The organism is Actinoallomurus acanthiterrae (assembly GCF_054775715.1).
In genome coordinates this window covers 94,894-106,162 of the sequence record NZ_BAAHCO010000002.1, presented here as the reverse complement: position 1 = coordinate 106,162, position 11,269 = coordinate 94,894, and the positions used below count along the sequence as shown (strand labels likewise).

12 protein-coding genes and 3 pseudogenes are annotated in these 11,269 nt (G+C 56.3%); 7 read left to right on the top strand and 8 right to left on the bottom strand.

The window, feature by feature from the left end:
• Positions 1-351: 351 nt before the first annotated feature.
• Positions 352-1,424 (top strand): annotated as a pseudogene (locus tag ACYVF7_RS60195) (TetR family transcriptional regulator).
• Here the strand turns inward: ACYVF7_RS60195 and ACYVF7_RS60190 are convergent.
• From ACYVF7_RS60190 to ACYVF7_RS60180, 3 genes and pseudogenes are all read right to left on the bottom strand, one after another.
• Positions 1,393-1,680 (bottom strand): hypothetical protein, encoded by a 288-nt coding sequence (locus ACYVF7_RS60190; RefSeq protein ID WP_460358927.1) that lies wholly within the window; start codon positions 1,678-1,680, stop codon positions 1,393-1,395. The pseudogene ACYVF7_RS60195 and the gene ACYVF7_RS60190 overlap by 32 nt on opposite strands.
• Before the next feature lie 124 nt (positions 1,681-1,804).
• Positions 1,805-2,320, bottom strand: a complete 516-nt coding sequence (locus ACYVF7_RS60185; protein ID WP_460358926.1) for a hypothetical protein — start codon at positions 2,318-2,320, stop codon at positions 1,805-1,807.
• A 2,231-nt stretch (positions 2,321-4,551) separates the two neighbouring features.
• A pseudogene (locus ACYVF7_RS60180) lies at positions 4,552-5,090 on the bottom strand (tyrosine-type recombinase/integrase).
• 62 nt (positions 5,091-5,152) lie between these two features.
• Between ACYVF7_RS60180 and ACYVF7_RS60175 the strand changes: the two are divergent.
• Both ACYVF7_RS60175 and ACYVF7_RS60170 read left to right on the top strand, forming a co-directional pair.
• Complete coding sequence (locus ACYVF7_RS60175) at positions 5,153-5,575, top strand: tail fiber assembly protein (protein ID WP_460358924.1); 423 nt, start codon at positions 5,153-5,155, stop codon at positions 5,573-5,575.
• Positions 5,556-5,627: a tail fiber assembly protein gene (locus ACYVF7_RS60170; protein ID WP_001314694.1), complete on the top strand. Its 72-nt coding sequence runs from the start codon at positions 5,556-5,558 to the stop codon at positions 5,625-5,627. Before ACYVF7_RS60175 ends, ACYVF7_RS60170 begins: the two co-directional genes overlap by 20 nt.
• Before the next feature lie 54 nt (positions 5,628-5,681).
• On the opposite strand, the gene ACYVF7_RS60165 is transcribed toward ACYVF7_RS60170, so the two are convergent.
• The 5 genes and pseudogenes from ACYVF7_RS60165 to adeP form a co-directional block, all read right to left on the bottom strand.
• Entirely contained in the window at positions 5,682-6,338 is a 657-nt protein-coding gene (locus tag ACYVF7_RS60165) for a class I SAM-dependent methyltransferase (RefSeq protein WP_000742379.1), read from the bottom strand.
• Positions 6,339-6,583: 245 nt separating this feature from the next.
• On the bottom strand, positions 6,584-6,997 hold the full coding sequence (locus ACYVF7_RS60160; protein ID WP_460358921.1) for an omptin family outer membrane protease: 414 nt from the start codon (positions 6,995-6,997) through the stop codon (positions 6,584-6,586).
• Positions 6,964-7,305 carry a protein YgfX gene (locus ACYVF7_RS60155; protein ID WP_460358919.1) on the bottom strand — a complete coding sequence of 114 codons (342 nt, stop codon included), beginning with the start codon at positions 7,303-7,305 and terminating at the stop codon, positions 6,964-6,966. The genes ACYVF7_RS60160 and ACYVF7_RS60155 overlap by 34 nt, the downstream gene beginning before the upstream one ends.
• On the bottom strand, positions 7,286-7,552 hold the full coding sequence (gene sdhE, locus ACYVF7_RS60150; protein WP_000354046.1) for an FAD assembly factor SdhE: 267 nt from the start codon (positions 7,550-7,552) through the stop codon (positions 7,286-7,288). Before sdhE ends, ACYVF7_RS60155 begins: the two co-directional genes overlap by 20 nt.
• A gap of 458 nt (positions 7,553-8,010) precedes the next feature.
• Positions 8,011-9,143 (bottom strand): annotated as a pseudogene (gene adeP / locus ACYVF7_RS60145) (adenine permease AdeP); the annotation flags it as partial.
• A 524-nt stretch (positions 9,144-9,667) separates the two neighbouring features.
• Here adeP and ACYVF7_RS60140 point away from each other — a divergent pair.
• The 4 genes from ACYVF7_RS60140 (at position 9,668) to ACYVF7_RS60125 (ending at position 11,158) form a co-directional block, all read left to right on the top strand.
• On the top strand, positions 9,668-9,793 hold the full coding sequence (locus ACYVF7_RS60140; protein ID WP_460358912.1) for a hypothetical protein: 126 nt from the start codon (positions 9,668-9,670) through the stop codon (positions 9,791-9,793).
• A gap of 315 nt (positions 9,794-10,108) precedes the next feature.
• Positions 10,109-10,522 (top strand): hypothetical protein, encoded by a 414-nt coding sequence (locus ACYVF7_RS60135; RefSeq protein ID WP_460358951.1) that lies wholly within the window; start codon positions 10,109-10,111, stop codon positions 10,520-10,522.
• Positions 10,523-10,571: 49 nt separating this feature from the next.
• On the top strand, positions 10,572-10,883 hold the full coding sequence (locus tag ACYVF7_RS60130) for a CbrC family protein (protein ID WP_460358911.1): 312 nt from the start codon (positions 10,572-10,574) through the stop codon (positions 10,881-10,883).
• Positions 10,877-11,158, top strand: a complete 282-nt coding sequence (locus tag ACYVF7_RS60125) for a CbrC family protein (RefSeq protein WP_000910668.1) — start codon at positions 10,877-10,879, stop codon at positions 11,156-11,158. Before ACYVF7_RS60130 ends, ACYVF7_RS60125 begins: the two co-directional genes overlap by 7 nt.
• Positions 11,159-11,269: the final 111 nt, after the last annotated feature.

Genomic DNA, 11,269 nt, shown 5'->3' with positions numbered 1-11,269 from the left:
CAAGACCAACCGAGCCAGTAGATGTAATAACCAATTGCTAAGGTTAACCTGGTAAACTGGGACAAGACTCAAGCACCTGCTCACCAACGAGACGACGCTGCGTTGGGTGGCGACGAAGGCACCAGGCGCGTTCCTGCTCGGTATGAGTTGCCGCTGGCGGTAGAGCACCGCCGCCGATTGGGAACACGTGCTGGACGTGGCGCGCCACGGCGGTGACAGGTGCTGGAACTTGTGTCCCAGTTACCAGGTCAACCTTAGCAAGACGCAACTGAACGAAGTAGACGCACAACCACTACCCAGGGGCCGTGCGCCGCCGGTGCCGCAGCGGGCGACCGCTACCCGGCGGCCCAGATGGCACACCTCGAGCTGAACGGGGCTCCGGGTACGGTCCGGGCATGCCACCACGACCAGCGAGACTTGACCGCCGAGCGCATCCTCGAGGCCACCGAGGAGGCGCTGCGCCGTCACGGCCCGGCCAAGGCCACCGTGGTGGACGTGGCGCGCGCGCTCGGTGTCAGCCACGGCAGCGTCTACCGCCACTTCCGGACGAAGGCGGCCCTGCGCGAGGCGGTCACCAAGCGCTGGCTGGACCGCGCCTCCGGGCAGCTGTCCGGGATCGTCGCCGCGGACCGCGTGCCGGAGGACCGGCGCTGCTCGGGACTGGCTCGCCGCGCTGTTCGCCGCAAGCGCCGCGAGGCGGGTGAGGACCCGGAGCTGTTCGCCACGTACATGGTCCTCACCGACGAGAACGGCACGGCGGTGGGCGAGCACATCACCGACCTGGAGACGCAACGACCCGCATCATCCAGGCCGGCGTCGAGGCGGGTGACTTCGCCGCCACCGACCCGGAGGCCTCGGCCCGCGCGGTCTTCCAGGCCACGGGCCGCTTCCACGACCCCGGTTACGCGAGGGAGTGGAGGAGCCGGGCACCGAGGCCGACTTCGCGGCGGTCGTCGACTCGCCGGTGCAGGGCCTGCGGCGAGCCCAGTAGTCCGGCGCGTCAGCGGCCTGAGCCTGCCCTGCCCCGGAGCCCCGTAGCCCCCGGCGGCTGCGAGCCCACCCTGCCCGAGGCGGCCGTCGGGTCCACGGTGGCCTGGTGGGCCTCCGGCAGCTGCTCCTCCGCCTTCAGCCAGGGCAGGAACTGGGCGCCTCTGTGCCAGCCGCAGTGTCGCGTACTGATCGTGCGCTGGACACCCGCTCCGGTGCACCCGCGCCCACGTGTTCCCGGCCGTGCTGGTCCCGCCCGGCTGACCTTGCTCGTGCTCGATCTGCGCCAGGACGCCTCCCGCGTCGAGAAATCCGCCGTCCCGATCCGCTCGCGGCACAAGGAGTGTGCAGCAAGACCGGCATCACAGGGCTTCCCGGAAGAGCTGTATCAGCTCGTGAGCGACCTCAGGCGATGGTGCGGGGCAGCCGCAGGCTGAGCAGGCCGGTCAGCACGACACCGCAGATCTGCACCAGCACGGTCGCGATCAGGGCGTCCCGCATGCCCCATCCCGGGACCAGGACAGGAACAGCGTGCCCAGGGTCGCCACACCGAGGGCCAGCGCGCCGTACTGCTGGGTCGTGATCGTCCGCGCCGCTGCCGACACCGGCGCGGGCGGGCGGCACCTCCTCGGAGAGGATCACCCGGTAGATGACGGGGAGTTGCAGCGCCTGTCCGGCACCGGCGACCAGCACCGCCCGGGAGCAGCTCGACGAAGCCGAGGTGCGGCCAGACCCACAGCGGCCAGACGCCATCAGGGTCAGGCCCGCCCCTGGAGAACGGCACCGGCCGTCACCACGCGCGTGCCGTACCGGGCGATCAGGCGCGGGCCCAGCAGCGAGAACCGAAGAACACCACCGCCAGCGAGGGCGAGCGCCAGGCCGGCGGCCACCGGACCCAGCCCGGCGCCCTGCTGCAGCGCGCCGCGATCACGAACATGAAGCCGCTGGAGCCGATCGAGAAGGGCAGTACCAGCAGCAGTCCGCGGCGCAGCGAGGTGAGCGCGAACAGGCTCGCGCGGCGGCACGCGGCGTACGGCCCTCGCGGTCGGCCCGCCGCTCCACCGCGTAGAACGCCGCCGCCACGAAGGGGAACGCCGCCAGCGACAGCCACGTCCACAGCGGCCAGCCCGCCGCCGGCCCTCGGCGGAGCGGGACGAGCAGCGTGAGGAGCGAGGCCGCGAGAAGGAACGTGCCCGGACGTCGACCGGCTCGGGCACGTGCGCACCTGGTCTCCAGGGGACGGCACGGGCGGCAGCACCAGCCCGGCGAGCACGACCGGCACGTTGACGAGAACGCCGACCGCCAGCCAGGTCCCCGCGATGTCGGCGGCCACCAGCACCCAGGTGCTGAAGAAAGTTGTCGGGGTCTTGTGTTAACCTTAGCATAGGAACTGAACCAGTGTACGACACAACACGATTACCCAGAGACTCGTTTTAACCTTAAGTGCTGTCGACGGTTCGAAGACTCGTTTTAACCTTAGCAATACGATGAATGAATGAACAAAGCACCGCGACTGCCCCAGTGCACCGGGAACGTGTGCTGAGGCGGCGGCTGTGGGCGACGGAGTGCTGGTCGCGATCTCGGTGACGGTCCGGCGGTGCCGCCTTCCGCGACCCTGCCCGCCGAGACGCCCGCCGAGACGCCCGCCGAGACGCCCGCCGGGTTGCTCGCCGGGATGCCCGCCGCCCCGGTGCCGGCCGCGCCGCCGGAGGGCGCCGAGCGTGCACGAGGACCAGCGCTGGGTGCTGGAGATGCTGCGAGCGCCAGGAGCGTGGAAGGTACCGGGGCGCGGGCGTCACCGTGGCCCTGGTCGACAGCGGGGTGGACGCCCAGGTGGCCGAGCTGCGCGGGCGGGTGATCTCCGGGCCCACACTATCGGTGAGTTCAGCACAGGAACTCCCCGGACGCCGGACGGCACGGCACCGCCATGGCCTCGCTCATCGCCGGGGCGGGCAACGGCGAGGAGGTCTTCTCGGGATCGCCCCCGAGGCCAGGATCCTCTCGCTGCCGCTGATCGTCGAGGAGCGGCCCGAGGACGGTTCCGTGCTGCCGGAGGAGGATCTGCGCTCTCGCGCAGCGACAGCCCGCTGGCCCGGGCGATCCGTTACGCCGCGGACAACGGGGCCAGGTCATCAGCATGTCGCTGGGCGCCTACGGACCGCACCGGAGCGAGCGGGAGGCGGTCTCCTACGCGCTGTCCAGGGGCGTCGTGCTCGTCGCCGCGGTGGGCAACGACGGGGACTCCCAGTACGCCAAGGACAACTCCACCTCCTTCTGGAACTTCCCCGCGGATATTCCGGGGTCATCGGTGTGGGCGCGGTGGACAGGCTGGGCAAGCCGGCGAGGTTCAGCAGCGACAATCTGTCGGTCCTGGTTTCGGCGCACCGGTCGCGGCCCTCGGGGCCGCCGGGCCGTACGGCGAGGAAGACCCGGCCGGGTCGAACCAGGGCTCCGCTCGCGCAGCCTCGAGGTCGTCAAGCGTCCACGCGCCCTGCTCCGGGTGGTCGGCGAAGGCCTTGGGGTTGAGGGCGAGCCAGGACCCTCCTGGTCGGAGGTGCCGGGCTGGAAGGTGCGGAGCCGTACGCCTCCGGGGAGGTCGAAGGCACCGATGTCGTGCGAGCGGGCGGCGCATCGGCCACAGCGACCTCGCCCTTTCGAACCCCTCCGACAGGGCGAGGGCGTCGGCCGCCGGGTGTCCGCCGTGCGCCCAGATACGCAGCGCCCGCTCGCGCGGTCGAGCACGGCCCGCAGCAGCCGCCGTCCGTATCCCCGCCCGCGGAACGCCGGTGGACTGACCAACTCGCGCTGGGCCCCTCGACGGGGTCTGTCGGGTCCAGGTGGCGTAGCCGCGCGGTCGTCCCGGCGGACAGGAGCACGAGCTCCGGCCCGCCCGTCGCCGCCGTAGCGCAGGTGCAGCATGACATGTTCGTTGCGTGGCCGGACCCCGTCGGCCTTCGTGGCCGCATCCACCACCGTGAGGACCTCGGACACCTCTTGTTCGCCGAGTGCTCCCCGGTGTTCAACACGCGCGTTCATGTTCTGGACTCTAGGCGGGGGCACGTCTCGTGAGAGACCGGGGACTGGCAAAAGCCGCCAGCTACCGGTCGGGTTAATCGTTATCTCTCGGACATTCCTTGCACAGATAGTCCCTAGTGTCGTGGACCATGATGTCTCGTTCCTTCCTGCGGCTGGCCATGGTGCGTGCTCGCCGGGGCCGGTGTAACGCTTGCGACGGGGCCTGCCTAGGCGGGAACAAGCGCCAAGACGGTGCCGGTCCGCCTGCTTCCCTCAAGGATTTTGACTGGACCCTTGAACTGTGGACTGGGCCCTCCTGGCCTGAATGGCTGACTGAGACTGTGTGGACGGGCTGAGTGGGTGGGGGCTGTTATGTGGCCACCAGGTGCTGAGTATGTGACTGTGAGTTGAAGCGTGACCTTAGTAGATGCTGAGTGAGTAGGCAGTAACATGGCCAATTGTGAAGGTTAGATATAAGTGATGATGAAATTCCTATTAGTACTCAGGGGTGTGTGATTAAAATTCAATGTTACGCCTTCTTTATTTCTTCTATAATTTAAGGACATTATCACCAAAAATGTCGTCTATTTTCCTCGCGTGCTCAGTCAAATGATTAGGCGCAAGGTGAGCATATCTACGAACCATTTCTCTGGACTCCCATCCGCCCATTTCCTGAAGCACTGATAATGGGACGCCTGACGGAATCAACAGCTTGCCCAGGTATGCCAGAGGTCATGGAAACGGAAATTTTCAACTCCTGCACGACGACAAGCTGATAGCCATGCTGTCTTGCTGTCAATGCGCATCTTCCTGAGCGCAGGCGTTGATGTTCCATCTGCTCGCTTAGCCGCCTGGTATGTACACCCACATTTGTGATGCTTGCCTGTTTGATCACGCAACACTTTAGAGGCGGTATCGTTCAGCGCCACACCAATGGCGCGGTTTGATTTGCTATCTTCTGGATTCACCCTGGCAACTTGTCGCTGCATGTCGATCTGTTGCCACTCCAGATTTATGATGTTCGACTTTCTCAGAACAGTTACCAGCGCAAACTTGACGACAGATTTCAGTGGCTTCGGGGCTCTCATCAATCAGGCGTTTTTGCCTGATTCTTTTGTAAGTCTCTTGTGCCATTCCACCTCATACAGGTTTGCCTGCAAACAGTACCGATATTGCACCGCCAGATATTCCGGCTGGCTTCGTGGTTGTTTTCAACAGTGATGAGGCATCGTGGCATCTCGTTGAAGACCATCGGGGTAAAACGGTTTATGACGTGGCATCAGGGGACGCGTTATTTATTTCTGAACTCGGTCCGTTACCGGAAAATGTTACCTGGTTATCGCCGGAAGGGGAGTTTCAGAAGTGGAACGGCACAGCCTGGGTGAAGGATACGGAAGCAGAAAAACTGTTCCGGATCCGGGAGGCGGAAGAAACAAAAAACAGCCTGATGCAGGTAGCCAGTGAGCATATTGCGCCGCTTCAGGATGCTGCAGATCTGGAAATCGCAACAGAGGAAGAAACCTCGTTGCTGGAAGCCTGGAAAGAAGTATCGGGTGTTGCTGAACCGTGTTGATACATCAACTGCACCTGATATTGAGTGGCCTACGAACCCTGTCAGGGAGTAATCATTGGGATTATGCCGCAGCACGTCTTAAGCAAGAACGTGCTGCGGTTGGATGCTATTTTTTCCCTGAAGCGGAAAACATTACTACAGTACCTTGAACCTTGGTTTTAACATTCTCGAAATGCTCTGAGAGTATATGTGTTAAGCCTTCTTCGGAATCTTTTGTGTTTGAAAAGATGCCTTTCTGATTGTAAATGCGCATCAGTTTTTGACCGAAGCTATTGTGCACAACTCCATCGCCAAGAATTGTGGCTCCGTATAGAGTTCCATCGTCAGTTAAGGCCTGCGCCGCATTGCGTATTACACAGCTTTTTGTAGATATATTTCCAGGCAGGCAGTGAAGAAGGTAAAACATGGAAATGGAATCAAATTGACCATGTAACGCCGCGGGATAAGGTTCAAAAACATCATGGCTAATTTTATGTTTAATTTTTGATTCCCCAGCCCTTGTAGATGCCGCGTTCAGGCTAGCTTCGTTCAAATCCATTAAAGATATCAGACTACTCTCAGGTACGTGAGTAAGGTAAAACCCAGTTCCAACACCAATATCCAGATGGTTGTTACCTAAATGTTCCAGAAAGTGTGGAAGAAGGTGTTCCTTTGTAGGACATCCCCATGCAAGCCGATTTGATACTCCCAAAACCCACCAGTCATAAAGCTTTAGGGTAAGTGGTGTGTAAATTTTAGCCCCATCATCTGTGTTTTTTTTCATTAATTTCACCATGTTATAGTTTTATTTGTGAATTAAATCAATTATGGCGATGAATTACAAGGGGTTAAATGATGCCACGGCATAACGAATTTGAATATATTGGGTCTTGTGTTGCGGTAAGAGGTTACACGTCATGACATCAGGTTAAATGCTTACAAAATTAGTGGGATATTGTCTGCTTGTAACGGTAAACAAATTCCCCGGGGCTATACAATACCACCGGGGAGAAAATCTGGTTAACGTTGTTAAAAGGTGTACTTAAGACCAGCAGTAGTGATGAAGTTATAGTTTTCTATGCCTGCACCATTTTTGCTGTAGTCTGAAGTGTTATCATTGTGATCATAAAGTGAAGTATTACCTTTTTTATTCGTAACCCGATTCCATGCGCCTTCAACATAAACTTTTGCGTTAGGTGTTACGTAATAACCTGCATTGACTGCAACAGAATAGTAATTTTGGTCTTTGACTTTACTGCGATAAGTGATTCTTTTCTTAACCACAGTGTCCTCATCTGTGATTGAAGAGGTGCCTCCAGAGTGCTGATGATAATGGAGTTGCTGGATGTTAACCTTAGCAATACTAACTGAACCAATATATACAACATAACCATTGCCAATTGCTAAGGTTAAGTAAGTTGGGTATGCAACGCAATGCAGCACCTCATAGAACGTAAACGCAGCATCATGCCGCTCTTAATCATCCACGGCGCTTTGACGATGCTCCACTCCTGCCCTTGCCAACGCAAACGCCCGTCCATCAACAAGCGAATTTCCCCCTGGCGAGCATTAATGCGCCGCTGGCTGCGAACGCAATCAAACACCACCAGCGAAAGTAACACCATCCATAACGGGGTGTAACTGAGCGGCCAGGGCATGAGTAAAATAACAGCGGCAACCAGCCCATGAATCAGCAAGGAAAGCCACTGTGCGCGCCAGGAGACGCGCAAATCAGATTGCCACAGGACCACGTTCCCGGTTCCGTGTCTGGATGAGTCGGACCATCATTTCCAGTTCTGCATCGGCCGGTTTACCGTGATTCATCAGCCAGTTAAACAGGTCCGGATCGTCACATTCCAGCAGACGAATAAAGATGCGTTTTTCGTCATCGCTTAAGCTGTCGTACTCATGTTCGAAAAACGGCATGATTGAAATATCGAGTTCGCGCATACCACGGCGGCATGCCCAATGAATGCGGGCTTTGTTGTTAATGTCCATCTTCTTCCTGTCTCACGAAAATCCAGTACCCCGCTATTGTAACGTGTTTTTCGACTTCTTTTACGGGAATATCAGTAAACACCATCGCGATCGCGAAATTAATTCACAACAATTCAAGGGCTTCATTTTTTTGGAAGTCGCCTCGCAGAAGGCACAGATCGCGTAGTGAAAGCACTTGCATTGCCTCATAGCTCTTTTACCATTAGTGATTAATACGCCGTTAAGCAACTCAGGACTCTATTATGGCTTTTACACCTTTTCCTCCCCGTCAGCCTACGGCTTCTGCCCGTTTACCGCTGACGCTGATGACGCTTGATGACTGGGCGCAGGTGCTGCATTGGGTTGCATACCCAACTGACTGAGCCTTAGCAATACGTAACTGAGCCAAGCAAACAGCACTGCCAAATTGCGGTGCCCACCAGTAAAGTCCTATAATGCTATCAGCACCTAGATCGTGAGTTCACGCGAGCAAGACTTGAGGTCATCAACACGCCAACGTAAATCAGCGCACCAGCTGCAGCGTAGCCTGGCACCATCCCCGCCAGCGGCGACAGAAAGATAACCAGCAGGAACAGCAGACCAACAACCACTGCCGTCAGACCGGTACGACCGCCAACGGATACGCCGGAAGAGGACTCAATATACGCCGTAACGGAAGAAGTACCGATAAACGAACCGGTCACGGAAGAGATACTGTCGACATACAGCGCCTGCTTCATGCGCGGGAATTTACCCTTCTCATCCGCCAGACCTGCTTTATCGGTCACGCCAATCAGCGTACCGGAGGAGTCAAACAGGTTGACCAGCATGAAAGAGAAAATCACCCCTGCCAGCCCGAGGTTAAACGACCCGGCTAAATCTACATGACCCACAACTGTCATTACGCTCGGCGGCGCAGAAACGATGCCATTGTAGTGGACATCACCCAGCATCCAGCCCAGCAGCGTCGTCACCACGATAGAAACCAGCACCGCTGCGTGAATGTTGCGCGAGGCCAGAATAGCGATGATGAAGAAGCCGAGGATACCCCAGCAGTACGCTGTGAGAAGTCAGATTACCGATGCTCACCAGCGTTTCCGGGTTAGCGACAATCACACCTGCGTTTTTCAGCCCCATCATGCCAATGAACAGACCGATACCGCTGGTAATGCCCACACGCAGACTCACCGGGAATGTTGGCTATCATCCAGTAGCGAACGCGGAAAATCGTCAGTAACAGCAGACCAATCGCGCCCCAGAAGATTGCGCCCATCCCGACCTGCCACGGCAAGCCCATCGCCTGTACAACGACAAAAGCGAAGAACGCATTCAGGCCCATAGCGGGTGCCAGTGCAACTGGCAGGTTAGCAAACAGTCCCATCATAATACTGCCGAATGCAGCGATCAGACAGGTAGTGACGAAGACGGCGCTGGTATCCATGCCAGCAACGCCAAGAATTTGCGGGTTAACAAAAACGATGTAAACCATCGTCAGGAAGGTGGTAAAACCGGCGATCACTTCGGTCCGTGCCGTCGTGCCATGTTCGCGCAGTTTAAACACGCGTTCCAGCATCCCCTGGCCAGAAGCCTGGGTTGTGTGTTGTTGACTCATTATCTATTTCCGAACAAGGAGGGAAAATCCGTCGCTATCGTATACCAAAATGAGACAATATGGACGGCTGAAGATAACTTTTTTTCATTGTATTTGCTTATACGGCAACGATTGCGTCATGCGAATTGGCATGACGAAAACGTTAAACTAACGATAAAGGAAAGACATGTCCCAGATAGAAGCGGTATTTTTCGACTGCGACGGTACGCTGGTCGATAGCGAGGTCATTTGCTCTCGCGCCTATGTCACGATGTTCAGGAATTTGGCATTACGCTGATCCTGAAGAGATATTCAAACCCGTTTCAAAGGCGTAAAACTGTACGAAATCATCGATATCGATCAGTAAAGAACAGGGCGTGACGTTAGCGAAAGGCAGAAGCCGAACACGTTTACCGTGCAGAAGTCGCTCGGCTGTTTGATTCAGAACTGGAAGCCATCGCAGGGGCTGAACGAATTGCTGGCAGCGATAACGTGCCGATGTGCGTGGTCTCTAACGGCCCGAAATAACAAAATGCAGCATTCGTATGGGCAAGCTGAACATGCTGCACTACTTCCCGGATAAACTGTTCAGCGGCTACGATATTCAGCGCTGGAAGCCCGATCCCGGCATTAATGTTCCATGCGGCAAAAGCGATGAATGTGAACGTTGAAAACTGCATTCTGGTTGATGACTCCAGTGCCGGTGCGCAATCAGGGATCGACGCAGGTATGGAAGTGTTCTACTTCTGCGCTGACCCGCACAATAAAGCCGATCGTTCACCCGAAAGTCACCACCTTTACCCATCTTTCGCAGTTACCGGAACTGTGGAAAGCGCGTGGTTGGGATATTACGGCATAGTTCTTCACACTCCCTTCACTTACCCCGCTTAAATTGGCACTCAAAGGTAAGTAAAGGGAGTTTGATATGTCTGTTTCACGTCGGGTAATTCATCACGGACTTTATTTTGCGGTTTTAGGGACCGTTAATTGGTGTTCTGTTTCTTGTCCTCTACATATTCTTCGCAAAAGAACCGCTGGTTCTTTTGGGTGATAATACAGGTACTTCCATTGTTTCTCTTATTGTCGATAACTACGGGAGCTATTCCTGCATGTTAACCGGCGTAATGGTCGCCTGTCTGCCGGAAAAGATCGGGTCACAGAAACGTTATCGTTGTCTGGCTGGTGGCATAGGTGGAGTCGTTATCACCGAGATCTATTGCGCTGTTATCGTACATATTAAGGGCATGGCTTCCTCAGCGTTGTTTGAAAACATTCTTTCTGGTGACAGTCTCGTTGTCCGCATCATTCCTGCATTGCTGGCAGGTGTGGTGATGAGCAGAATCATTACACGTCTACCCGGATTGGATATTTCATGTCCTGAAACAGACTCTTTAAGTTAAGCGGGATGACTTTATCTTTGGGCTACTCAAAAGCAGACAGGATGTTTCTATGACTCAAAATATCAGGCCGTTACCCCAATTCAAATATCATCCCAAGCCACTGGAAACAGGCGCATTTGAACAGGATAAAACCGTAGAGTGCGATTGCTGTGAACAACAGACGTCAGTTTATTACTCGGGTCCCTTTTATTGCGTTGATGAAGTTGAACATCTCTGTCCGTGGTGTATTGCGGACGGTTCTGCTGCTGAAAAGTTTGCAGGTAGTTTTCAGGATGATGCCAGCATAGAAGGTGTTGAATTTGAGTATGATGAAGAGGACGATTTGCCGGTATTAAGAACACATATCCTGATGAAATGCTGAAAGAGTTGGTTGAACGCACGCCAGGTTATCATGGATGGCAACAGGAATTCTGGCTCGCGCATTGTGGCGATTTCTGTGCTTTTATCGGCTATGTGGGCTGGAATGATATAAAAGATCGCCTCGATGAATTTGCCAACCTTGAAGAAGATTGTGAGAATTTCGGTATTAGAAATTCTGATCTAGCTAAATGCCTGCAAAAGGGTGGTGATTGTCAGGGTTATCTCTTCCGCTGTCTCCACTGCGGCAAGCTGAGACTGTGGGGTGATTTTTCGTAGTTATTTAAATAATGAGAACAGGCCGGAGCGTAATTCACACATCCGGCCTTATTTCTTAAGCTTAACCGAGCGCTAATTCTGCGGCAGCGGCTTTATCAGCGATTACCATCA